Below are 22,619 nucleotides of genomic sequence, written 5' to 3'. Positions count from 1 at the left end.
AATGATCACAATGATCGGGCTCGGCCCGATGGGACAGGCCATGGTCCGGGTGCTCCTGGAGAACGGCCACGGAGTGACCGTCTGGAACCGCACGGCCGCACGGGCGGACGGCGTCGTCGCCGCCGGTGCCGTGCGTGCCGAGACACCGGCGGACGCGGTGTCGGCGTCGGAGCTGGTGCTGCTGAGCCTCACCGACTACGCCGCGATGTACGACATCCTCGGTAAGGCCGAGGACGCCTTGGCGGGCAAGGTGATCGTCAACCTCAGCTCGGACACCCCGGAGAAGACCCGCGAAGCCGCCGAATGGGTCGAGGCCCGCGGCGCGCGGTTCGTCTCCGGCGGCGTGATGGTGCCCGCCGAACTGGTGGGCAAGGAGGGTGCGTACGTCTTCTTCAGCGGTCCCACCGAGGTGTTCGAGAAGCACCGCGAAACCCTGGCGCTGATCGGGCGGCCGGATTTCCTCGGCGAGGACGTCCGGCTGGCGCAGCTGTTCTACCAGGCGCAGCTGGACATCTTCCTGACCTCGCTTTCGGTGTTCCTGCACGCCGGTGCGCTGATTCGGTCGGCGGGGGTTTCGGTGGAGAAGTTCGTCCCGTATGCCAAGGACAACTTCAAGACGATCGATTACTACCTGGACGCCGCGGCCGAGCAGATCGAGAAGGGCGACCACCCCGGCGACGACGCGAACGTCACGATGATGGGTGCGACGGCCGACCACATCGTCCAGGCGAGCCGGGACGCCGGCGTCGACCTGGCCCTGCCGGAGGCGATCAAATCGCATTACGACCGGGCGATCGCGGCAGGGCATGGGCGTAGTTCGTGGACCAGCCTGTTCGAAATCATCAAGGCGGACGGCAAGTAAGGCCCCTGGCTCGCCTCTCCAGTACATGAAGGACCCCTTCCTTGCGCCTAGGAACAGGAAGGGGTCCTTCATGTACTTGGCTCTGCCGAACGGGCCCGATCACAGGACGAGCATGAGTTTGCCGCCGGGCCGGCGGGATCGGCTGAGCTCGGCCGCTTCCTGGATCTGGTCGAGTGTGTAGGTGCGGGCGACCGGTACGACCAGGACGCCTTCGCCGGCGAGCCTGGCGAACTCGTTCATCTGGTCGTAGCGGATCTCGGTGGTGATCCGGACGCCCAGTTCGGCCGCGGCGGCGAAATCCGAGACGGTGAGGACACGGTCGGGATCCCCGGTCAGCTCGATCAAGGTCGGTAGCGAGCCGCCTGCCGGGCTGGGCTGGTCGGCGCGGTCGATCCGGCCACCGGTCGGCGCGGCGTCCAGGGCGCGGTCCACGGGGCCTTCGGTCAGTGCGCCGACGCGCTCGGCCATGCCCTCGCCGTAGGCGGTCACCTGGGCACCGATCCCTTCCAGGACGGCGGCCCGAGTCGGCCCGGCTGTGGCGATCACCCGAATACCCCGGTGCAGCGCGAAGCGCACCGCCGCTTCGCCCACGGTGGTGCCCGCACCGTGGACGAGCAGCAGTTCGCCCGGCTGGACGCCGAGGTCGTCGAGCGCGCGCCACGCCGTCTCGGCCGCCATCGGCAGCGCGGCGGCCTGCTCGGCGGTGACGCCCTCGGGAATGCGGGCCCAGGCCGGCATCAGCGCGTACTCGGCGGCGCCGGCCGTCGGGCCGTCGAAGGTGGCCGGGCCGAACACGCGGTCGCCGACCTGGACGCCGTCGACGCCCTCGCCGAGCGCGTCGACGGTGCCCGCGACCTCGAGGCCGAGCCCGCGCGGCAGCGGCGGCAGCCGGTCGGCGAGGAGACCGTCGACGACGTGCCAATCGGCAGGCGTCAGGCCGCACGCCCGCACGGCGATCCGGATCTGGCCGGGCCCAGGCTCCGGCTGTGGGACGTCGCGGAGCACGATCACGTCCGGGGAACCGAACCGGTCGAATTGCAGAGCCTTCAAGATGATCTCCCAGCTGATGACAGCATCTGTTGTCATTGACCGTACCAGGTGATGACAGCTTCTGTTGTCGTACTCTGGTGGCTATGCCACGATGGGAATCCGACGCACAGGGCCGGCTCGAACGCGCGGCGCTCGAACTGTTCGAGACGCAGGGGTTCGAGCGCACCTCGGTCGCGCAGATCGCGGGCGCCGCCGGTCTGAAGGAACGCTCCTTCTATCGCTACTTCCCCGACAAGCGGGAAGTCCTCTTCGCAGGCAACGAACTCGAGGCTCACCTCGTCGCCCAAGTCGAGGCGGCCGACCCGGGTCTCACTCCGATCGAGGCGCTGCTGACCGCACTGGGCACCGCCGAGGAGATCTTCCGCCCACGCGATTTCCTGCTGCGCCGGGGAAGAGTGATCGCCGCCAACCCGGCACTGGCCGAGCGCGATCTGATCAAGCTCGCCGACATCGCCGACGCGCTGGTGCCGGCGCTCGAGCGCCGCGGCGTCGAGCCAGGCAAAGCACGCTTCATCATCGACGTGGTGCTGGCGATCCACCGGCGCGTCATGCCCCGTTGGCTGGCCGAGCCGGACACCACCCTCGCTCAGCTCATGACCCAGGCCGCCGCCGAGCTGCGAGAGGCGGTCACACTGCCGGCTCCGACTGTCGCTGCGCAGGGTCGTGAGTAGCAAAGGGTGTCAGAGCGACACAAACGCTCACGACCCGATCGCAAAGACGTGCCAAACGCCTGAATCGGACACTTCGGCCGCGGTTCCGGTCCCTTATGGACAGTAGAGATCCTTGACCGGCTCGCGGCATGCGACCTTGCCGTCCTTTACTCCTCGCCGACGCCCAGCACCTCCAGAAACGCCTTCGCCGCCGGAGTGACGGTGAAGCGGTTCCAGACCAGGTGCTCGATCCGCGCGGGCGCGTCCCGCACCGGCACGGTGACCACGCCGGTCAGGTTCGGCACGTATTTCGACGGCAGCAGAGCCACGCCCAGTCCCTGATGGATGAGCCGTGCCATGAAGTCGGCGGCGGTCACCTCGAACGCGACCTCTCGGGTCACTCCCGCCGCAGCGAACGCCTGGTCCGTCTGCGCCCGCCCCGCCGATCCCGGCGGGAAGTCCACGAACACTTCGGACGAAAGCCGCTTCAAGTCCACTTCGGACTCGACAGCGAGCGGATGCCCGGGAGCCACCACGGCGATCAGATCGTCGCGGCCCAGTTCGCGGGTGCCCACGCCGTCCGGCCGATCGGTCACCGGGAGGCCGAGGAACGCCACCTCGATCGCGCCGTCCTTGATCTGCTCGACCAGTTGCCCGCTCGCCCCGACCCGCAGCCCGATCCTGACGTGCGGGTATCGGCCGCGGAAGGTCTGCAGCGCGGCCGGGACGTCGACCGCCGCGACGGTCGGGATGACCCCGACCGTGAGCCGCCCGCGGATCTCGCCGACGGCCGCGGCGACCTCCGATCCCGCTCGTTCGGCGGCCTCGAGGCATTGCCGGGCGGCGGGCAGGAACGCCTCGCCCGCGGCGGTGAGCCGCACCCGGCGGCTCGTGCGGTCGAACAGCCGTGCGCCGAGTTCCCGTTCCAGCCGGGCGATCTGATGGCTCAGCGCCGACTGCACGACGAGACACCGTTGCGCGGCCCGCGTGAAGCTGTTCGTCTCCGCCACGGCCACGACGTACCGCATCTGCTGAAGCTCCATGGATCCATCTTGAATCACGATGGATCAAGTGACAAACATGTGTTGGACTCATTGATCGGCAGCGCCGAAGCTGAGAAGCGTGAAAACGCTGACGACCACCCCGCTCACCGCCGGTCTCGCCGGTACCGCGCTGACCGCCTTCGCCCCCATGGTCTGGGGGACGACCTACGTGGTCACCACCGAACTCCTCCCGCCGGGGCATCCGTTGTTCGCGGGGCTGATGCGTGCCCTGCCCGCCGGACTCATCGCGCTCGCCATCACCCGCACCCTCCCGCGCGGCACCTGGTGGCTGAAGGCGGGCGCGCTCGGTGTCCTCAACATCGGGATGTTCTTCCCGCTGCTGTTCGTCGCCGCCGAACGGCTGCCCGGCGGGGTCGCCGCCACACTCGGCGCCGCCCAGCCGCTGCTCGTCGCGATCCTCGCCGTGGCCGTACTGCGGCAGAGCCCGTCCGCGTGGCGGTTCGCCTGGGGGATCGTCGGGATCGTGGGTGTCGGGCTGGTGGTGCTCGGGCCGGCGGCGGGTTTCGACGTCCTCGGTGTGATCGCCGGGCTCGGCGGCGCCGCGACGATGGCGCTCGGCGTCACGCTCACCAAACGGTGGGGACGTCCGGCGGACGTCGGGCCGACCGCGTTCGCCTCGTGGCAGCTCACCGCGGGCGGGCTGTTCCTGGTGCCGGTCACCTTCCTGTTCGAAGGGGCACCGACGGCGATCGACCTGAACGCCGCGCTCGGGTACCTCTGGCTCGGCCTGATCGGCGGTTTGCTCGCCTATGTCCTGTGGTTCCGCGGTATCACGTCATTGCCGGTCACGTCGGTCGCCGTGCTCGGCCTGCTCTCGCCGATGGTCGCCGCGCTGCTCGGCGCCGCGCTTCTCGGTCAGTCGCTCGGCTTGATCCAGCTCGCCGGGTTCGCGCTCGCGCTGGCCTCGATCGTCGCGGGCCAGATCACCCCGAAGAGCGCCGTCCGATGAGGATCGCCATCGTCGGCGAACTCGAGAATCCGGGGCGGGACCGGCATTTCACCGTCGGATGCTGAGGTCGGGCGGGTCACCGGGGGATGGCGTCTCCGGACTCCGCTCGGCCTCGATCTGGATTTCGATATTCGTCTTGTGCGAGATCGGATCCCAGATCTCCTCGATCGGCGCGAGCAGGGACTGGCTGACACCGCACCGCCGGGCACGGACGGCGTACCACGCGAACCCGGCCAGAAAGAGGGGGAGGCTGAGAAACGCCGCCAGGGGTGCCAGGAGGTCCATACGGCCGACGGTACAGTAACGTCGCGTTTCCAGAAACACATCGTTACTGAATGGGAGACGATGACCAGGCTGACGCGGGCCGAGCAGCAACGCCGCACCCACGAACACTTGCTGGCCGCCGGACGCCAGGTTTTCCTGCGACGCGGTTTCCTCGCGGCCACTGTCGAGGAGATCGCGGCCGACGCCGGGTACACCCGCGGCGCCGTCTACAAGCACTTCGGCGGCAAGGAAGGGCTGTGGCTGGCGATCATCGAAGCCGACGCGGACGGCCATCTGCGAGGACTGCGCGAAGCGCTGGCTCACGCCACTTCGCGCGATGAGTTGATCGCCGCGCTGAATCCCGTCGACGTGGCGGACAAGGACGCGGCGAAGTGGAGCGCGGCGGCCGCGGAAGTGCTCGCCGCGACGGCGCAGCAACCGGAAACCGCAGCTCTGGTCGCGGCGATCCAGCGACGCCACGACGACGAGGTGGTCGCGCTGCTCGCCGAACACACCCGGCGCCTGGGTCTCGAACCCGCCATGCCGCTGGAGCAGGCCGTCGTCATGCTGGGCGCCTTGGGTATCGGACTCGCGCTGCGTCAGACGGTCGCCCCCGCCGCGGATCCGGCCGCCATTCTCACCCACGCGCTCGGCACTTTGTTCCCTTCCGAGGCAACGTAAAGCCGCGGCCGGACGTGCTCACGGTGACCACCTGGGGAGGGGCCGATGCAGCTGTATCCGGTGCAAGAGGGCGAAGAAGTCCTGTGGGGCGGGGCGCCGCTGCGCCCGCGAAAATGGTTTCCCGAGTACACGCAGATGATCATGCTCGTGGCTCTGATCGTCTTCTTCGTCGTCATCAGTGCGCATATCGCGGCGTTGTTCCCGGCCATCGGTTTGCTCGTCGGGATCTCCGCCTTTTTTCACCAACGCCTGCTGGATCGGCGAGCACGAGACCGCGCCCTGTCCTATCTGGTCACGAGCCGTCGGATCATCTTCGTCGCGAACTGGCCGAGCGGCACGGAGTTCCGCTGGGTCTGGGTCCGGTACCTGCATCTTTCGCCGCAGGTCAAGGTCGACGAGACGGGCGTCGGCACGATCACCTTCGGCAGCCGATGGAGCCGCTCACGGATCAGCGAAAACGAACTCCGTGGCGCCTGGGCGCCGCCGGTACCCGAGCTGCGGGCGATTCCGGACGCACGCCGTGTGGCGGATCTCATCGAGCAGGCGCGAAACCAGGCGACCGGCACCTACACTCAGTCGCCGTGATCGATTCCTTCACCACCGCCGATCTCGTGGACGAACACGGCGATCGGCTGCGCGTCTGCGACACCCAGTTCCGTCAGTTCGGCGGGCACCGGTCCTTCTCAGGTCCGATCCGCACCGTGTCCTGTCACGAGGACAACGGCCTGGTCAAGAAGCTCCTGGCCACCCCGGGTGACGGCGCCGTCCTGGTGGTCGACGGCGGTGGTTCCCTGCACAGCGCGCTCACCGGCGACATGATCGCGAAGTCCGCCGTCGAAAACGGCTGGGCGGGCATCGTCGTCAACGGCGCGGTACGCGACAGCGCCGAGCTCGCCGGGCTCCCGCTCGGGGTGAAGGCGCTCGGCACCAACCCGCGCAAGAGCTCCAAGGCGGGCGTCGGCGCTGTCGACGTCCCGGTCGGCTTCGGGGGAGTGACCTTCACCCCCGGCGACACGCTCTACTCCGACGACGACGGCGTCGTGATCCTTCCCGCCGCCTGAACCCGCTCACACGACGATCACCCGGCGGCCGCGGGCGTGCCCGGCATGGCTGTCGGCGTGCGCCGCCGCGGCGTCGGCGAGCGAATAGGACCTCTCGACCGGGATGTGCAGCTTCCCGCGCGAGATGAGTTCGACCGCCTCGGCCAGCGCGTCCGGCACGCTCCCGGCCACGCCGGAGAAACGGACGCCGAACTCGGGCGCGCCGAGATCGGCGATGGAGAGGACCTTCCCCGGATCCCCGGTCAGCTCGACCAGTTCGGCGAGCACACCTGACCCGGCGAGATCGAGGGCGGCGTCGACCCGGCCGAGCCGCCGCACCCGGTCCGGCCAACCTTCGCCGTAGGTCGTGGCGAGCGCGCCCAGATCGCGCAGATAGTCCTGGTTCGCGGCGCTCGCCGTGCCGATCACGGTGATGCCGCGTTCGCGCGCGATCTGCAGCACCGCCGATCCGACCCCGCCGGACGCGCCGCTGACCAGCAGTGTCTCGCCGGGCCGCACCCCGGCCTCGCGGATGAGCCGCAGCGCGGTTTCGACGACGGACGGATATCCGGCCGCCTCCTCGAAGGTGAGCCCCGCTGGCATTCCCGCCCAGGCCGAGAGCACGGCGAACTCGGCATAGGTGCACGAACCCTCGCCGAAAACGGAATCGCCGACCTCGACTCCCTCGACACCTTCGCCCACCTCGTCCACCACGCCGGCGGCGTCGATGCCCACCCCGGACGGCAGCACGGTCGGGTGCGCCCCGAGGACCTGGCCTTCGCGGATCCTCCAGTCGACGGGGTTCACCCCGGCCGCCCGTACGGCGATGCGTACCTGGCCTGGGCCCGCGTGCGGTTCTTCGGCGTCGACGAGCTGCAGGACTTCCGGTCCACCGAACTCGGTGAAGATCACTTGCTTCATGCGACCGACCGTAGCACTAACGGTTAGTGTTTTGGAACGGTTGTTGTTTCCTATCTGATAGCTTCACCGCATGACAGCGCCGACCGGGCGTCGCGAGCGGAAGAAGGCCGCGACCCGTCAGAAGATCGCCGACACCGCTCTGCGGCTGTTCCTGGAACGCGGGTACGACGCGGTGGGCATCCGCGAGGTGGCCGCGGAGGCCGACGTCGCCGTCACGACGCTCTTCGCCCATTTCGCTTCGAAAGAGGCTTTGGTGTTCGAGCAGGACGACGATTTCGAGCAAGGTCTCACGCGGGCGGTCGCCGAACGGTCGCCGGGGGAGCCGCTCATTCCCGCGCTGCGCCGTCAGATCCACGCGATGGTGCGGCATTGCACCGCGGACGGCGCCGCCCCGATCCGGCGCATGATCGACGAATCGCCCGCCCTGCGGGAGTACGAGGACTCGATGAGGCTGCGCCACGCGGAATCCCTGGCCGCGGCCATCGCGACCGATCCGGAGGCGGCGCGGTCCGCGACCGCCTGCCGGTCGATCGCGAGGTTCGTGATCGACGCCTACTCGCTCGGCAGGGAGGCGGCCGATCCGGCGGCCGCGGTGGACGAGATCTTCCGGATGATCGAAGCGGCCTGGGAGGTCACGAGACCATGCTGACGCAGGTCGCCGAGGGCGTGCTGGTCCATCAGAGCGCGTTGCTCCGCAACAACACGATCGTCGTCGACGGCGAGAAAGGTGTGCTGCTCGTCGATCCGGGGATCACCGACGACGAAATGGCCTGCCTCGCGAACGACCTGGCCGAGTCCGGCCGGACCGTGGTGGCGGGTTTCGCGACCCATCCCGATTGGGATCACGCGCTCTGGCACGGCGCGTTCGGTGACGTTCCCCGCTACGGCACGGAACGCTGCGCCGCGTACCTGCGAGAGCTGCGGTCGAAGGCGAACTGGAAGGCCGACTTCGCCGACGGACTGCCGCCGGAAATCGCCGGGGAGGTGTCGTCGGATCTGTTCGGCCTCGTCACCGCTCTGCCCGCCGGAACCACGCGGATTCCCTGGGACGGCCCCGAACTGCGGGTCATCGAGCATCCGGCCCATGCCCCCGGCCATGCGGCGCTGGTCATCGAGGAACGCGGGGTTCTCGTCGCGGGGGACATGCTTTCCGACGTCCTGGTGCCGATGTTCGACCACACCACCGACCCGATCGGCGACTATCTCGCCGGGCTCCGCCTGCTCGACGAGGTCGCCGACGACATCGACGTCGTCGTACCCGGCCACGGGGCCGTCGGCGGGGCAGGCCGGACGCGCGCACGGATCGAGCTGGACCGGGCCTATGTACACGCGGTGCGCGACGGCCGCACTCCCGACGACCCGCGGATCGGCTCGTCGGCCGAACCCGGATGGGAGTGGGTGGCCGATCTGCATGCCGGGCAAGTACGGAGTCTCACCAGGGGGACCGGGCCGCTCAACCCTTCGGCATGACACAGAGTTCCCGGGACTGTCCCGACGTGAAGTCGTAGACGACGGGGTTGCCGTACTCGTAGCCGGGCACGGCGTTGCAATCCGAGCCGGACCCGCTCGAAAGCTGTGCGATCACCGTGTAGTTGGCGGAGCTGTCCGAACAGTGCACCCGCACGGCGCTGGAACTGAACGCGCCATTGGAGCCTGCGTCTTCGTCCGCCGAGAGGCAATCCCCGGCCTGCGCGGAAAACGGGTCGGGGTCGACTTCGGGAGCGCTGCCACCGGTGGTGAGCGCCACGGTCACCGCGATCGCCCCGCCGGCGACGACGAGCGCCGCGGCGGCGATCCCTGCGATCAGTCCGGTGTTCAGGGTCTTCTTCGGCGGCGCGACGGGGTACTGGTGCCAGATGGACGGCTGCTGCTGGGGGTAGGTCACCTCATCAGGATCGGCCGGATCGATGAAATTCCGATGACACGCCTCATTTGCGGGCGACGAGCCGTTCCACCAGCCCGAGTTTGAACCGCTCCCGCTGTTCGACGGCCAGGCCGAGGTCGCCGATCTTGTCGGACGGCCGCCGAAGGAAATGCTCGCCCGCCATCGGCACGGTGATCTTCTCGGCGATCCATTGCAGACCGCGGACCGGGCGGGACGAACTCACGATGTGGTCGAGCAGGATGAGCCTGCCGCCGGGCCGGAGAACCCGGGCCATCTCCCGCAACGCCTTGCCGTCGTCGGGGATGGCGCAGAGCCCCAGCGTGCAGACCACGGTGTCGAACGAATCGGCGTCGAAGGGCAGGTCGTGCGCGTCGGCGCGGCGGAGCGTCACCGGATGACCGAGCCGTTCGGCGCGGCCGCGGGCGACGGCGAGCATGCCGTCACTGAGATCGATGCCGGTGAGCGTGACCCCGTCGGGATAGAGCGGCAGGTTCAGGCCGGTCCCGACCGCGACCTCGAGGACGTCGCCGGTGGCCTGTCCGCAGGCCCACGCCCGCGAATCGCCGAAGAGCTTCCGGTCCATGAACTGCATTTCACGGTCGTAGTTCCGGGATTTGCCGTCCCAGTACCGGTTCCACCGCGCGGGCCGGGTCATGGCGCTCCTTTCAGCAGCAGTGCTCGCCGCGCCAGGCCTCGCGGCCTTCCTTGATCGCGACGGCGGCGATGACGAGCGCGACCAGAGGGTCTGCCCAGTACCAGCCGAAGAGGCTGTTGAGCAGCAACCCGACGAGAAGCACACCGGAAAGGTAGGTGCAGAGCAAGGTCTGCTTCGAGTCGGCGACGGCGCTCGCGGAGCCGAGTTCGCGCCCGGCTCGGCGCTGAGCGTAGGAGAGGAAGGGCATCACGAGCAGTGAAACCGCCGCCAGCACGATGCCGACGGGGGAGTGCTCGGCGGGGTCGGCTCCGAACAGGGTGCGTACCGACTCGACGGTGACATAGGCGGCCAGCGCGAAGAAGGACACCGCGATGACCTTGAGCGCGGTGCGTTCGCGGGCTTCCGGGTCCTTGCCGGAGAACTGCCAGGCGACCGCCGTGGCCGAGGCGACTTCGACGATCGAGTCCAGACCGAAGCCGATCAGGGCGGTCGACGAGGCGATGGTGCCCGCCGAGATGGCGACGACCGCCTCGACGACGTTGTAGGTGATCGTCGCGGCGACCAGGAGCCGGACCCGTCGGGACAGCCGCGCGCGGCGATCCGGGGGCACCGTCGAGTTCGTGGCGCAGCAGCCGTCCGCGGAGGAGCCGCTCTCGACACTCATCGGAGCACCTCGTCCACACAGGGCTCGGCGGTGTCGACGGCCAGTACGACCTGGGCGAGCTCGCGCAGCGCGCGGGCCAGATGCGCGTCCGCGAGCGAGTAGCGGACCTGCCTGCCTTCGTAGGTCGCCACGACCAGCCCGCAGCCCCGCAGGCAGGCGAGGTGATTCGACACGTTCGAGCGGCTCAGGCCGAGTTGATCGGCCAGCCGGCCGGGGTAGCTCACCCCGTCGAGGAGGGCGACCAGGATCCGGCACCGGTTCGGGTCGGCGAGGGCACGGCCGAGCCGGGCGAGCGCGGCACCCTGGGTCTCACATGTCAGCACACACGGGACAGTACAGTCTGGGCTGACATATCAGCAAGGGCTGAACCATGACCCGACGGAGTGTCCGGACGCGACCCTCTGTTTCGTCGCTGTCTGTCAAGCCGGTGTCAAACTCGGCTGCGGAGGCGACCCGAAAGAGTCCGTTGTGGCCACTCCAACGGCTGCGTCGCGGGCACGCCGGGGAGTCCCGGCGCGGTCCCGCGTGACACCTCAGAACAATTACTGGCCCGATTGCGTGGCGGCCATAAAGCGCCGGGTGACGTTGACAAAAGCTTTTCTGCGCAATGGGAAAATCGGCATTCGGGTGGCCTTGTCGTATTACCTGAAAGTGCGCTTGTGCGGGAAAAACCCCTTGCTATGTTGATCCTGCGGGGCCGCACTTCGGGGCATGACCGGCACGCCGCGATTTGTGGATCTTGTTTGTTCACACGACTATCGAAGGGTGGACCTTGCTGTGACCGTGACCGAATCGGACACTTCCGCCGAAGGTGTCCAGGGGCCGGAAAATCCGCAGCTGAGCTTGGGCCGGGCCGCCGCGCGCAACCTGGCGACGACGACCAAATCCGTTCCGCAGATGCAGGGAATTTCGTCCCGGTGGCTGCTGAAGTCGCTCGAATGGGTTCAGGTGAACGGTGGCGCCTACCGGGTCAACCGGCGGCTCAATTACGCGGTCGGTGACGGGCGGGTGACCTTCTCGAAGGCGGGCACCGAGGTCAGTGTGATCCCGGCGGAACTCGGGGAACTGAAACCGCTCAAGGGATACGACGACGAAGAGGTCCTCGCCGAACTCGCCCGCCGCTTCGAACAGCAGGAAGTGGCGGCAGGCGACGTGCTCGTCGAATTCGGGCACCGGGCCGACCGGGTCTTCCTCATCGCGCACGGCAAGATCAGCAAGACCGGCCCCGGTCACTACGGCGACGAGACCGCCCTCGGCGTGGTCAAGGACGGCGACTACTTCGGCGCGCAAGCCCTCGTCGACAATGACGGCATCTGGGAGTTCACCGCCAAAGCGACGACCGCCTGCACCGTGCTCACCCTGACCCGCCAGGAATTCGAGCGCGTCCTCGAACAGTCCGAGTCGCTGCAGGCACAGATCGAGCGGGCGTCGCAGGACTCCGGACGCTCCAACGACTTCGGCGAGGCCGAGATCGACATCTCGTCCGGGCACGACGGCGAACCGCTGCTGCCGGGCACGTTCGTCGACTACGAGACCTCTCCGCGCGAATACGAACTGAGCGTCGCCCAGACTGTGCTCCGAGTCCACAGCCGGGTGTCCGATCTCTACAACCAGCCGATGGACCAGACCGAACAGCAGTTGCGGCTGACCATCGAAGCGCTGCGTGAGCGGCAAGAGCACGAAATGATCAACAACACCGACTTCGGCCTGCTCCACAACGCCGACTTCACCCAGCGGATCGCGACGCGCACCGGCCCGCCCACCCCGGACGACTTCGACGACCTGCTCGCCCTGGTGTGGAAGGATCCCGGCTTCTTCCTCGCGCATCCGCGCACGATCGCCGCGTTCAGCCGCGAGTGCAGCAAACGCGGCATCTACCCGACCGGCACCGATCTCGGCGGGCACAAGGTGCCGTCCTGGCGCGGCGTCCCGATCCTGCCGTGCAACAAGATCCCGGTGAGCCAGACCAGCACCAGCTCCGTGCTGCTGATCCGCACCGGGGAGAAGAACCAGGGCGTGGTCGGCCTGCGTCAGATCGGCCTGCCGGACGAATACGAGCCAGGGCTGAACGTCCGGTTCATGGGGATCTCGGAGCAGGCGATCATCTCCTACCTGGTCAGCACCTACTACTCCGCCGCCGTGCTCGTACCGGACGCGCTGGCCGTCCTCGAAGCCGCCGAACTCGGCCGCGAAGGATGACCGCCACGACGCCGGAGGCCGACCGGCGGCTCAGTCTCGGCCCCGCCGCCGCGCGCAACCTGGCGACGACCACCAAGACGCGGCCGCAGATGCAGAGCATCACGCCGCGCTGGCTGCTGAAGATGCTTCCCTGGGTCGAGGCGACCGGTGGCACCTACCGGGTCAACCGGCGGCTGACCTACGCGATCGGCGACGGGCGGGTGAGCTTCACCAACGTCGGCACGGAGGTCCGGGTCGTCCCGCAGGAACTCTCGGAATTGGCTCTGCTGCGGGGTTTCGACGACGAGGACACGCTCACCGCGCTCGCCGACCGGTTCGTGCAGCACGAGTACCAGCCCGGTGAGACGATCGTCAGCCACGGCACTCCGCTCGATGAGGTCGTGTTGGTCGCGCACGGCAAGATCGCCAAAGTGGTGCCCGGCGAGTACGGCGCCGACGCCTCCGTCGGCAGCATGGCCGATGGCGACCATTTCGGTGACGAGATGCTCGCCGGCATCGACCGGAACTGGCCGTTCACCGCCAAGGCCGTCACCCCGGTGATCGTGCTGACCCTTCGCGCCGAAGACTTCGCCGATCTCAACGGCCGGTCGGAGGCGATGCGCCGCCATGTGCAGGACATGCTGGCGCACAAGGGTAAACCACAGAACGCCAAGGGCGAGGCCGAGATCGGGATGTCGTCCGGGCACGACGGCGAGCCGCTGCTGCCGGGCACGTTCGTCGACTACGAGATCTCGCCGCGCGAGTACGACCTCGCCGTCGCGCAGACGGCGCTTCGGGTGCACACACGGGTGACCGATCTCTACAACGGGCCGATGGACCAGTTCGAGGAGCAACTCCGGCTGACCATTTCGGCACTGCGTGAGCGGCAGGAGCACGACCTGATCAACAACCGCGAGTTCGGCCTGCTGCACAACGCCGATCTCAAGTCGCGGTTCCAGACCCGGTCCGGTCCGCCGACACCCGACGACATGGACGAACTCGTCAGCCGCCGCCGCAAGACGAAGTTCTTCCTCGCCCACCCGCGCGCGATCGCCGCGTTCGGCAGGGAATGCACGCGCCGCAGCCTGTATCCGGAGGGCACCACCGTCGACGGCAAGGTGGTCGCCGCGTGGCGCGGGGTGCCGCTCCTGCCCTGCGACAAGATCCCGATCACCGAGCGGGGTACGTCCTCGATCCTCGCCATGCGGACCGGCGTGGAGGACAACGGCGTCATCGCGCTGCACCAGACGGGCCTGCCCGACGAGTACGAGCCGGGCCTGAACGTGCGCTTCGACGGAATCAACGAGCAGGCGGTCGCCAGCTACCTGGTCAGCACCTACTACTCCGCCGCCGTGCTCGTGCCCGACGCGCTCGGCGTACTGGAGAACGTCGAGGTCGCGCGGTGATCCCTCGCCCCGCGACGACAACGAACAACAACGCTCCAGAAAGGACCACACACGTGACCATCGCCCGTACTCCCGCTCCCGCCAAGGTTCTGCGCACCGAGTATCAGAAATCGGTCGCGTCGTACTGGAACAAGGAGAAGGACCCGGTCAACCTGCGTCTGGGCGATGTGGACGGGCTCTATCACCACCACTACGGGGTCGGCGAGGTCGACTGGTCGGTGCTGGAGGGACCCGAAGACACCCGCGACGAGCGGATCATCGCCGAAATGCATCGCCTGGAGACGGCGCAGGCCGACGTCCTGCTCGATCACCTCGGCGACGTCAAACCGGACGACCACCTCCTCGACGCCGGCTGCGGGCGCGGCGGGACCAGCATCATGGCCAACGCGAGGTTCGGCTGCCACGTCGACGGGATCTCGATCTCGGAGAAGCAGGTCGAGTTCGCCAATCACCAGGCGGATATCCGGGGTGTCGCCGACCGGGTGCGCTACCACTTCCGCAACATGCTCGACACCGGCTTCGAATCCGGCTCGCGCAAGGCGATCTGGAACAACGAAAGCACCATGTACGTGGACCTCCACGAGCTGTTCGCCGAGCACGCGCGGCAGCTGGAGTTCGGTGGCCGCTACGTCACCATCACCGGGTGCTACAACGACGTGACCGGTGGCCGGTCGAAGGCCGTCGCGCAGATCGACCAGCACTACACGTGCAACATCCATCCGCGCAGCGAGTACTTCAAGGCCATGACGGCCAACGACCTGGTGCCGATCTCGGTGGTGGATCTGACGCCGGACACGATCCCGTACTGGGAACTGCGGGCGAAGTCTTCGGTGGCGACCGGGATCGAAGGGCCGTTCCTTGACGCGTACCGCGAAGGCAGCTTCCACTATCTGCTGATCGCCGCGGACCGCGTCTGATCCCGCGAAACCATCGGAGCGAAGCGATGACCGAACAGGGTGCGCTCGCCACGCTACTGGCCGGTCCGAGCGGGCTGGGCACGTCGGCCGCGCGGCTGGCGGCCCGGCTGACCGCGGTTCCTCAGGAGACCCCGTCACCTGAGGAACCCGCTCTCGACCCGGCGTACGCGTACCGGCCGTGGGGCGACGGGTCCGCGCCGCCGCTGTACTGCCCCGTCACCGAACGGATCAACGACCCGCTCGCCGAGGAGGTCGATCGGCGGCTGATCCGATGGGCGGGGGAGTGCGGTTTCGACGACGAGGAGTGCGAGCAGATCGGGAAGGCGGGCTTCGGCAGGCTCGTCATGCTCGCCCACCCGGACTGCGAGGATCCCGAGCGACTGTTGATCTCGGCGAAGCTCAACGCCGCCTGGTGGGCCGCCGACGACCTCTACGCCGACGACACCTCGCTCGGCGCCGTGCCTGCCGAGCTGCCGCCGAAGCTCGCGCTGGCGATGGCCGCCATGGACCCGGTGCCGTCACTGGGCGAATTCAGTCGCGAACTCGACGAAACACTGCGGAACGACCGGGTTCTGGTGGCACTGGGCTCGGCGACGGACTTCCTGCGGAGATCCGGGACGGCCGCGCAGGTCCAGCGGGTCTGCTACTCGACGTTCGCGATGTTCGTGAGCTGGACCGCCTACGCGGCATGGCGTCACAGCGGGAAATACCCGCCCGCGTGGGAATATCTCGCCGCACGGCAGCACGACAGTTTCTACACGTCGATGACGTTGATCGACGTCCTCGGCGGCTATGAACTGACCTCGAACCTCTACTACGACCCTCGGGTGCGCGAGGCGGCGATCCAAGCGGGAACGGCGGCCGTGCTCGTCAACGACGTGCATTCGGTGACCAAGGATCTGGAGGACGAGTCGCCACCCTGCAACGCGGTACTGCTGATCGCCGACGACCGGAAATGCACGATCGAAGAGGCCACGGCGATCACCGTCGAACTGCACAACGACGTCGTCCGCGATTTCCAGGCCGCTCACGAGAAGTTGAGCGTGGTGCCGTCAGCCGAACTGCAACGGTTCATGCGCGGATTGCGGGGCTGGATGGGCGGCGGTTTCGAATGGCACTCGACGAGCCCGCGGTATCGGACGAAGCCGGCGGACTAGCAGTGGTCTCGGGCGGATCGCGAACTCACCGTCCACATGGGACAACGGAATCCACTGAACGCTCGATTTGAGTGCTTCCGGGGGGTATTTGCTTACCCACTCGGCTTGACACCGGCCTGCCGCGCCGTGGCGGAGCCGATGTCGGCGAGTGGGGAGGGTCGTGGACGTTCAGTGTCCGGAATCTTCCCCGCTCGGCATGACCTTGATCAGCGGGGATTCGGGGCACGCAACGCCCCCGAATCCTCCGGTGATCAAGCTTCTGGGCCCGAGCAACCCCTCGACGATGCAGGAGTTGGGACACTCAACGTCCCGATTCCTGCATCGTCGCCACCTGGCACGCCGAGTTTCGACGCCAAGAACCGGCGCGTGTCGTTCGTCTCGTGAGTGGCGAGGACGGTTAGAACCATCCTCGCCACTCACGAGACCCATCGCTAAACGACGCCCGCCTCGATCAACTGACCCCAGATCACGCCCTGGTCCACGACCTCGACTTCGAGCTTCTCGGCCTTGGTGAGCTTGCTCGCTCCGACGTCGGCGCCGGTGATGAGCAGGTCCGTGTTCGCCGAGACCGACGACGCGATGGTCGCGCCAGCCTTTTCGCACAGCCGCTGGAAGGTCGGGCGCGGCACCTTCTCGCCGGAGCGCGGGTCGCTGATCGATCCGGTGACCACGACCGTCTTGCCTTCCAGCGGCGCGCCGGCCGCGACGACGGGAGGGAGGTCTTCTTCGCGCACGTCCAGCGAGACTCCGGCCTCGCGCAGCCGCTCGAGCTCGGGACGGAGCCGGGTGAGGTGCTCGATCAGGGACGCGGCGACCTTCGGACCGATGTCCTCCACGGCGACGAGACCCTCTTCGCCCGCGTCCGCGACGGCTTCCAGCGAACCGAACCCGGCCCGGCACAGCCGCGCGGCGGTGCCCTCGGAGGCCATCGGGATCGCGAGGCCGATCAACGCCCGGCGCAGACCGACGGCACGGCTCGCGTCGATCGACTCGATCATGCGGGTGGCGGAGATGTCGCCGATGCGATCGAACTCCAGCAGCTTTTCCTTGGTGAGCCGATAGAAGTCCGACGGATGTTCGAGAATCCCGGCCTCGGCGAGCCGCTCGATCCAGACGCCGCCGATCGCGTCGATGTCCGCGGCCGCGCGCGACGCCCAGTGGATCAGCCGCCGGACGGTCTGGGCGGGACAGGCGACGTTGGTGCAGAACAGTTCCCGGCTGTTGCCCTGTTCGGTCAACGGCTCTTCGCACGACGGGCACACCGACGGCGGCACGATCTCCCGCTCCTCGCCGGTGCGCTTGGCGGCGTCGAGGACACCGGCCACGAACGGGATCACGTCGCCGGCGCGGCGCACGAGCACGGTGTCGCCGATCTTGATACCGCGGGCCTTGATGACCTCCTGGTTGGCCAGCGTCGCCCGCGTGACCGTGGTCCCGCCGACGAACACCGGCTCCAGCCACGCGACGGGAGCGATCTTGCCGGTCTTGCCGACGTCCCAGACGACATCGGCGAGCACGGTGGTCTTCTCCTCGGCGGCGAACTTGAAGGCCAGCGCACCGCGCGGGGAACTGGACCTGGTCCCGGCGGCGGCGTAGGCGTCGCGATCCGCCAGGCGCAGTACCGCGCCGTCGAGGTCGTAGTCGAGGTCGTTGCGCTGCTGCTCGATGGTCGTGATGACGGCCTGCGCCGACTCGGCGTCTTCGCAGTGCCGCATGTCGGCGGCCGCGAACCCGAGCGTCCGCAGCGCACCGTCGAGATCGGTTTCCGCGCTGTCGGGCTCGGTGGAGAGGTCGAACGCGAAGAACTGGAGACGCCGCTCGGCGACGGTGGCCGGGTCCTTCGCACGCAAGGTCCCGGCGGCGGCGTTGCGCGGGTTGATCAGTGGCTTGTCCGGGTGGACCTTGTTGTAGGCGGCGAAAGTGGAGCGCAGCATGACGGCCTCGCCGCGGACCTCGACCCGGCCGGGCGCGTCGACCTTGTCCGGGACGCCGTCGGTCAACGCCCGGACCAGCATGGTCACGTCGTCGCCCGTGGTCCCGTCGCCGCGGGTGACCGCCCTGGCCAGCCGCCCGTTTTCGTAGACCAGGGCGAGTGACAGGCCGTCGAGCTTCGGCATGACGACCACCGGCTGCCCGGGGAACCGGGCGAAGAACGCCTCGACCTGCTCGGGTTTGGTCGCTTTCTCCAGCGACAACATGGGCCGCGAATGCCGGATGGGCGCGTGCAGGACGGCGGGCGCGCCGACCTGGTCGAGCGGGTTCGGCTCCGGTGCCAGCTCGGGATTCGCCTCGATGAGCCCGCGCAATTCGTCTTCGATCGCGTCGTAGTCGGCGTCGGCCACCTTCGGCGAGCCCCGGTAGTAGGCGTCGCGAAGGACGACGATCTGATCGGCGAGTTCTTGGATGCGGTCCCGAGCGTTCACGGGGCTGAGATTACCCGGGACCTCCGACAGAACCCGGTCCGAAGAGGACGTGTCACGGGTTGATGGCGAGCACCAGGAACGCGGCCAGCAGGACGAGATGCACCCCGCCCTGCAGCCGGGTCGCGCGGCCGGGGACGACGGTGAGCACGCTGACCGCGATCGTCAGCGCCAGCAGCACGATGTGGGTCGCACCCAGGCCGAGCAGCAGAGGCCCGTCCAGCCAGATCGACGCCAGCGCGATGGTCGGGATGGTGAGCCCGATGCTCGCGATCGCCGAACCGTAGGCGAGGTTGATGCTGGTCTGCATCCGGTCGCGCCGCGCGGCCCTGGTCGCGGCCAGTGTTTCCGGGAGCAGCACCAGCATGGCGATCACCACGCCGACGAACGACTGCGGGAAGCCCGCCGCGCTGACGCCCGCTTCGATGGCGGGGGATTCGACCTTCGCCAGGCCGACGACGGCGACCAGCGCCACGAGCAGCAGCCCGAGACTGGTGAGCGCGGCCTTGTTGGTCGGCGGCTCGGCGTGTTCCTCTTCCTTGACCGAGCCCTCGCTGTCGACGGGCAGGAAGAAATCGCGGTGGCGCACTGTCTGTGTGAGCACGAAAAGGCCGTAGAGCAGCAGTGAGGCGACGGCGGCGAAGGTGAGCTGCGTGCCGTTGAAGGCCGGGCCCGGGGTGCTGGTGGTGAAGGTCGGCAACACGAGGCTGACGGTGGCCAAGGTCGCCACGGTGGCGAGGGCGCCGCCGCTGCCTTCGGGGTTGAAGTGCGTCTCGCCGTAACGACGCGCGCCGACCATGAGGGAGATACCGGCGATGCCGTTCATGGTGATCATCACCGCGGCGAACACCGTGTCGCGGGCCAGCGTCCCGGCCTCGGGGCCGCCGGAGGACATCATCGTCACGATCAGCGCGACTTCGATGACCGTGACCGCGATCGCCAGCACCAGCGAGCCGAACGGTTCCCCGACGCGATGCGCCACCACTTCGGCGTGATGCACCGCGGCCAGCACCGTCCCGCCGAGTGCCAGTGCGACGATTATCACCGGCACCGCGCCCAGGTCACGGCCCCAGCTCAGCACCAGCACGACTATGGCGAGGACCGGCATGACGGTGGTCCAGGACAGGGGGAATCGCCTGTGGGAAGCGGCCATGCCGCCACCTTCGCACACTCTGCGTGACGTCGCCGCTCCATGGGGGTGGGTGACTGTCGAGTAGCCGAGGCGGTTGCGGCTCGGTCTTGGTCCAGACGTGGTCACCTGGCCGGACGAGCAGTCGAACGTTCGCTACGTCCGGGTGTATCGGGCCGGTCGGGACCGGGATGACGAAAGCCCTGATCAGGACGTCGCATGCAACATTCGTGCTCTGGTCAGGACCGGCGCTGCTCGGCAAAGTAGCGCGACGCAATCCGCATGAACCGCGTGAACGTTAGCGGGCACCGACCCCGCTCAAGAACGTCTCGACGAGCAGATCGGCGGCGCGCGGGGCGTCCATGTCCTCCCTCGATGCGAGGTGGAGGAGCTGGATCAGCAGACGGCTCGCCCAGCCGTCCGGGACGTCCGCGCGGAGAAAGCCCTCGTCGGTGGCCCGCTGGAGGAACGTGTCCACCTCGGCGGAGAGCCGGTTCCGTCGGTCCTGGATGGAGGGTTCGGCGCGCATCCGGGTCAGTTCGACCGGCCAGGCGCGGTTGACTTCGATGATGCCTTCGACGTACCGGTGCAAGGCCACGGGGACCGCCGTCTCGGTGAGCCGGGCGGCGCGGACGACCTGTTCGACCGCGGTCAGCCGCGAGTCGTAGATGGCGGCCAAGAGTTCCTCGCGGGAGGCGAAGCGCCGATAGACGGTGCGCCTGTCGACACCGGCTTCGGTGGCGATCGCGCTGATGCTGGCCGAGGGGTCGTGAGCGAGCATGCGCGCGCCGGTGGTCAGGACGGCTTCGAGGTTGCGCGTCGCATCGGCTCTCATGCCGGGAATGTATCACGCCGCTGTGTCGTTAACTGCCATAAGTGCTACTTTGATGTGACAGTTAGAGAGGCGGAACGGTGATCACGAACGACAGGCTCTTCATCGGAGGCGAGTGGACGACGCCGAGCGATCCGACGCGGCTGGACATCGTGTCCCCGCATGACCAGTCGGTGATCGGACGCGTCGTCCAAGCGCTTCCCGCTGACATCGACCGTGCCGTCGCCGCGGCCAGGGTCGCCTTCGACGAAGGTCCGTGGCCGCGGACCTCGCCGGAGGAAAGGATCGCGGTGCTCCGGCGGCTGAACGCGCTGAGGGAGGCCCGCGCGGACGAGATCGCCGGGCTCATCTCGGCCGAGAACGGCTCCGCTCTCTGGTTCACGCGGGCCGGGCAGCCCGGGGTGGGACGGCTCGCCGTCTCGTACCTGAAGGCGGCGGAGGAATTCGGGTGGGAAGAGACGCTCACGCCCTCGGACCCTGCCGCGCCGTTCCGTTCGATCGTGCGCCGGGAACCTATCGGCGTGGTCGCCGCGATCATCCCGTGGAACTCGCCGTTCTCGGCGTCGATGGCCAAGATCGTCCCGGCACTGCTCGCGGGGAACACCGTCGTCCTCAAGGTCTCGCCGGAGAACTCGCTCAGTATGAGCCTGCTCGCGGACCTGCTCGCGGAGGCGGGGCTGCCGTCCGGGGTGATCAGCGTGCTGCCCGCGGACCGGGAGACCAGCGAGTACCTGGTGAAACACCCCGGCGTGGACAAGATCGCGTTCACCGGTTCGACCGCCGCCGGCCGCCGGATCGCGTCGCTGGCGGGGGAGCGGCTGAAGCGGGTCAGCCTGGAGCTGGGCGGGAAATCCGCGGCGGTGATCCTGCCCGACGCCGTGATGGCGGACGTGATCGCCGGGCTGAAGTTCGGATCGCTGCTCAACAATGGCGAAGCCTGCATCGCGCAGACACGGATCCTCGCGCCGCGCGGCCGGTACGAGGAGGTCGTCACCGGGCTCAAGGAGATGATGGAGTCGCTCGTGGTCGGCGATCCGGCCGATGAGAAGACCTTCATCGGCCCGATGGTGCGGCCAGGCCAGCAACAGCGGGTGCGCGACTACATCGAGGTCGGGGTCGCCGAGGGCGCGCGCCTCGTCACCGGAGGCTCCGGGATCCCGGCGGGCCTGGACAAGGGCAACTACGTCACGCCGACGTTGTTCGCCGACGTCGACAGCACGATGCGCATCGCCAAGGAGGAGATCTTCGGGCCGGTGCTGGTCGTCATCCCCTATACGGACGAGGACGATGCGGTCCGCATCGCCAACGACTCCGAGTACGGGCTTTCCGGCGGTGTCTGGTCGGCCGACGAGGACCGGGCGCTCGCCGTCGCGCGGCGGATGCGCACCGGGACGGTGACCGTCAACGGGGCGCCGATCGGCTTCGACGGCCCCTTCGGCGGTTACAAGGCCAGTGGCATCGGCCGTGAGTACGGTGCGGCGGGCCTCGCTCAGTACGTCGAGCTCAAGACCATCACGAAAGGCGAGCGCCCGGGATCTTGACCGTGATCCGCTCGTCCGAGGCCAGGATCCGCTGAAGCCGGAACCGGCAGAGGGCATGGAACATCTCGCCCAGCTCCTCGGGGTCGATGCGGCCTTCGAGGTCGCGCTTGCTCGCGTTGAGCACCCGGCTGATCACGTTCGCCGGCAAGCGGCCGCCGAACTCGCCCATCAGCCAGACACCGATTTCGCCGATCTCGTCCGTGATCGTCCGCTGCGCGGTCATCAGCCCCGCCCCTCTGCGTCGGAGTGTCGCCGGTTTGCCCCGGCAAGTGATGAACAAACCGCGCGGTGGATCGCGGAACTGACGGCCCTCACCGAGCTTTACCGGTCCGCGGAGATCGCGGGTTCGGCGGA

At 68.4% G+C, this 22,619-nt stretch carries 25 protein-coding genes; 13 read left to right on the top strand and 12 right to left on the bottom strand.

Features of this window, described 5'->3' with window-relative positions; translation table 11 throughout:
* Position 1: 1 nt before the first annotated feature.
* Positions 2–862, top strand: coding sequence for an NAD(P)-dependent oxidoreductase (locus tag ACFWIW_RS06815; RefSeq protein WP_378367531.1), 861 nt, complete (start codon positions 2–4; stop codon positions 860–862).
* Positions 863–961: 99 nt separating this feature from the next.
* On the opposite strand, the gene ACFWIW_RS06810 is transcribed toward ACFWIW_RS06815, so the two are convergent.
* Positions 962–1,912 (bottom strand): NADP-dependent oxidoreductase, encoded by a 951-nt coding sequence (locus ACFWIW_RS06810; RefSeq protein ID WP_378367781.1) that lies wholly within the window; start codon positions 1,910–1,912, stop codon positions 962–964.
* Positions 1,913–1,995: 83 nt separating this feature from the next.
* On the opposite strand from ACFWIW_RS06810, the gene ACFWIW_RS06805 reads away from it, so the two are divergent.
* Complete coding sequence (locus tag ACFWIW_RS06805) at positions 1,996–2,583, top strand: TetR/AcrR family transcriptional regulator (RefSeq protein WP_378367530.1); 588 nt, start codon at positions 1,996–1,998, stop codon at positions 2,581–2,583.
* 146 nt (positions 2,584–2,729) lie between these two features.
* Here the strand turns inward: ACFWIW_RS06805 and ACFWIW_RS06800 are convergent, their stop codons facing one another.
* Positions 2,730–3,605 (bottom strand): LysR family transcriptional regulator, encoded by an 876-nt coding sequence (locus ACFWIW_RS06800; RefSeq protein WP_378367529.1) that lies wholly within the window; start codon positions 3,603–3,605, stop codon positions 2,730–2,732.
* Between the two features lie 79 nt (positions 3,606–3,684).
* Between ACFWIW_RS06800 and ACFWIW_RS06795 the strand changes: the two genes are divergently transcribed.
* Positions 3,685–4,575, top strand: coding sequence for an EamA family transporter (locus ACFWIW_RS06795; RefSeq protein ID WP_378367528.1), 891 nt, complete (start codon positions 3,685–3,687; stop codon positions 4,573–4,575).
* A 48-nt stretch (positions 4,576–4,623) separates the two neighbouring features.
* Here the strand turns inward: ACFWIW_RS06795 and ACFWIW_RS06790 are convergent, their stop codons facing one another.
* On the bottom strand, positions 4,624–4,860 hold the full coding sequence (locus ACFWIW_RS06790; protein WP_378367527.1) for a hypothetical protein: 237 nt from the start codon (positions 4,858–4,860) through the stop codon (positions 4,624–4,626).
* A 60-nt stretch (positions 4,861–4,920) separates the two neighbouring features.
* On the opposite strand from ACFWIW_RS06790, the gene ACFWIW_RS06785 reads away from it, so the two are divergent.
* The 3 genes from ACFWIW_RS06785 to rraA are packed head-to-tail and all read left to right on the top strand — an operon-like array spanning position 4,921 to position 6,581.
* Positions 4,921–5,520: a TetR/AcrR family transcriptional regulator gene (locus ACFWIW_RS06785; protein ID WP_378367526.1), complete on the top strand. Its 600-nt coding sequence runs from the start codon at positions 4,921–4,923 to the stop codon at positions 5,518–5,520.
* A 45-nt stretch (positions 5,521–5,565) separates the two neighbouring features.
* Complete coding sequence (locus ACFWIW_RS06780) at positions 5,566–6,105, top strand: hypothetical protein (RefSeq protein ID WP_378367525.1); 540 nt, start codon at positions 5,566–5,568, stop codon at positions 6,103–6,105.
* Positions 6,102–6,581 (top strand): ribonuclease E activity regulator RraA, encoded by a 480-nt coding sequence (gene rraA / locus ACFWIW_RS06775; protein WP_378367524.1) that lies wholly within the window; start codon positions 6,102–6,104, stop codon positions 6,579–6,581. Before ACFWIW_RS06780 ends, rraA begins: the two co-directional genes overlap by 4 nt.
* A 6-nt stretch (positions 6,582–6,587) precedes the next feature.
* On the opposite strand, the gene ACFWIW_RS06770 is transcribed toward rraA, so the two are convergent.
* Positions 6,588–7,481 (bottom strand): NADP-dependent oxidoreductase, encoded by an 894-nt coding sequence (locus ACFWIW_RS06770; RefSeq protein ID WP_378367523.1) that lies wholly within the window; start codon positions 7,479–7,481, stop codon positions 6,588–6,590.
* Between the two features lie 70 nt (positions 7,482–7,551).
* On the opposite strand from ACFWIW_RS06770, the gene ACFWIW_RS06765 reads away from it, so the two are divergent.
* Together ACFWIW_RS06765 and ACFWIW_RS06760 are read left to right on the top strand one after the other, a co-directional pair.
* Positions 7,552–8,130, top strand: coding sequence for a TetR/AcrR family transcriptional regulator (locus tag ACFWIW_RS06765; RefSeq protein ID WP_378367522.1), 579 nt, complete (start codon positions 7,552–7,554; stop codon positions 8,128–8,130).
* Entirely contained in the window at positions 8,124–8,951 is an 828-nt protein-coding gene (locus ACFWIW_RS06760; RefSeq protein WP_378367521.1) for an MBL fold metallo-hydrolase, read from the top strand. The genes ACFWIW_RS06765 and ACFWIW_RS06760 overlap by 7 nt, the downstream gene beginning before the upstream one ends.
* On the opposite strand, the gene ACFWIW_RS06755 is transcribed toward ACFWIW_RS06760, so the two are convergent.
* Genes ACFWIW_RS06755 through ACFWIW_RS06740 form a run of 4 tightly spaced genes read right to left on the bottom strand, consistent with a single transcriptional unit; the run spans position 8,935 to position 11,008 of the window.
* The gene (locus tag ACFWIW_RS06755) at positions 8,935–9,366 is read right to left on the bottom strand and encodes a hypothetical protein (protein WP_378367520.1); all 432 of its coding nucleotides are present in this window, start codon (positions 9,364–9,366) and stop codon (positions 8,935–8,937) included. The genes ACFWIW_RS06760 and ACFWIW_RS06755 overlap by 17 nt on opposite strands.
* A gap of 43 nt (positions 9,367–9,409) precedes the next feature.
* Positions 9,410–10,021 carry a class I SAM-dependent methyltransferase gene (locus ACFWIW_RS06750; protein WP_378367519.1) on the bottom strand — a complete coding sequence of 204 codons (612 nt, stop codon included), beginning with the start codon at positions 10,019–10,021 and terminating at the stop codon, positions 9,410–9,412.
* A gap of 10 nt (positions 10,022–10,031) precedes the next feature.
* Positions 10,032–10,685, bottom strand: coding sequence for a cation transporter (locus ACFWIW_RS06745; RefSeq protein WP_378367518.1), 654 nt, complete (start codon positions 10,683–10,685; stop codon positions 10,032–10,034).
* A complete protein-coding gene (locus ACFWIW_RS06740) occupies positions 10,682–11,008 on the bottom strand; it encodes a helix-turn-helix transcriptional regulator (protein ID WP_240598453.1) in 327 nt (108 codons plus the stop codon). Before ACFWIW_RS06740 ends, ACFWIW_RS06745 begins: the two co-directional genes overlap by 4 nt.
* A gap of 454 nt (positions 11,009–11,462) precedes the next feature.
* Here ACFWIW_RS06740 and ACFWIW_RS06735 point away from each other — a divergent pair, with 454 nt between their 5' ends.
* The 4 genes from ACFWIW_RS06735 to ACFWIW_RS06720 are packed head-to-tail and all read left to right on the top strand — an operon-like array spanning position 11,463 to position 16,343.
* Positions 11,463–12,884 (top strand): family 2B encapsulin nanocompartment shell protein, encoded by a 1,422-nt coding sequence (locus tag ACFWIW_RS06735; protein WP_378367517.1) that lies wholly within the window; start codon positions 11,463–11,465, stop codon positions 12,882–12,884.
* Positions 12,881–14,269, top strand: a complete 1,389-nt coding sequence (locus ACFWIW_RS06730) for a family 2B encapsulin nanocompartment shell protein (RefSeq protein WP_378367516.1) — start codon at positions 12,881–12,883, stop codon at positions 14,267–14,269. Before ACFWIW_RS06735 ends, ACFWIW_RS06730 begins: the two co-directional genes overlap by 4 nt.
* A 53-nt stretch (positions 14,270–14,322) precedes the next feature.
* Positions 14,323–15,186 carry a geranyl diphosphate 2-C-methyltransferase gene (locus ACFWIW_RS06725; protein ID WP_378367515.1) on the top strand — a complete coding sequence of 288 codons (864 nt, stop codon included), beginning with the start codon at positions 14,323–14,325 and terminating at the stop codon, positions 15,184–15,186.
* 26 nt (positions 15,187–15,212) lie between these two features.
* Positions 15,213–16,343, top strand: a complete 1,131-nt coding sequence (locus ACFWIW_RS06720) for a family 2 encapsulin nanocompartment cargo protein terpene cyclase (RefSeq protein ID WP_378367514.1) — start codon at positions 15,213–15,215, stop codon at positions 16,341–16,343.
* Between the two features lie 431 nt (positions 16,344–16,774).
* On the opposite strand, the gene ligA is transcribed toward ACFWIW_RS06720, so the two are convergent.
* The 3 genes from ligA to ACFWIW_RS06705 all read right to left on the bottom strand — a co-directional run bounded on the left by ligA (position 16,775) and on the right by ACFWIW_RS06705 (position 20,727).
* Complete coding sequence (gene ligA, locus ACFWIW_RS06715; protein ID WP_378367513.1) at positions 16,775–18,766, bottom strand: NAD-dependent DNA ligase LigA; 1,992 nt, start codon at positions 18,764–18,766, stop codon at positions 16,775–16,777.
* Between the two features lie 52 nt (positions 18,767–18,818).
* Positions 18,819–19,916, bottom strand: a complete 1,098-nt coding sequence (locus ACFWIW_RS06710; RefSeq protein WP_378367512.1) for a calcium:proton antiporter — start codon at positions 19,914–19,916, stop codon at positions 18,819–18,821.
* 274 nt (positions 19,917–20,190) lie between these two features.
* Positions 20,191–20,727, bottom strand: coding sequence for a TetR/AcrR family transcriptional regulator (locus ACFWIW_RS06705; RefSeq protein WP_378367511.1), 537 nt, complete (start codon positions 20,725–20,727; stop codon positions 20,191–20,193).
* A gap of 77 nt (positions 20,728–20,804) precedes the next feature.
* Here ACFWIW_RS06705 and ACFWIW_RS06700 point away from each other — a divergent pair, with 77 nt between their 5' ends.
* Positions 20,805–22,265: an aldehyde dehydrogenase gene (locus tag ACFWIW_RS06700; RefSeq protein WP_378367510.1), complete on the top strand. Its 1,461-nt coding sequence runs from the start codon at positions 20,805–20,807 to the stop codon at positions 22,263–22,265.
* Here the strand turns inward: ACFWIW_RS06700 and ACFWIW_RS06695 are convergent.
* Entirely contained in the window at positions 22,237–22,488 is a 252-nt protein-coding gene (locus tag ACFWIW_RS06695; RefSeq protein ID WP_378367509.1) for a hypothetical protein, read from the bottom strand. The two genes, ACFWIW_RS06700 and ACFWIW_RS06695, sit on opposite strands and share 29 nt — an antisense overlap.
* Positions 22,489–22,619: the final 131 nt, after the last annotated feature.

The organism is Amycolatopsis sp. NPDC058340 (genome assembly GCF_042723975.1).
Lineage (GTDB): Bacteria > Actinomycetota > Actinomycetes > Mycobacteriales > Pseudonocardiaceae > Amycolatopsis.
This window is presented reverse-complemented; position numbering and strand designations above follow the sequence as displayed.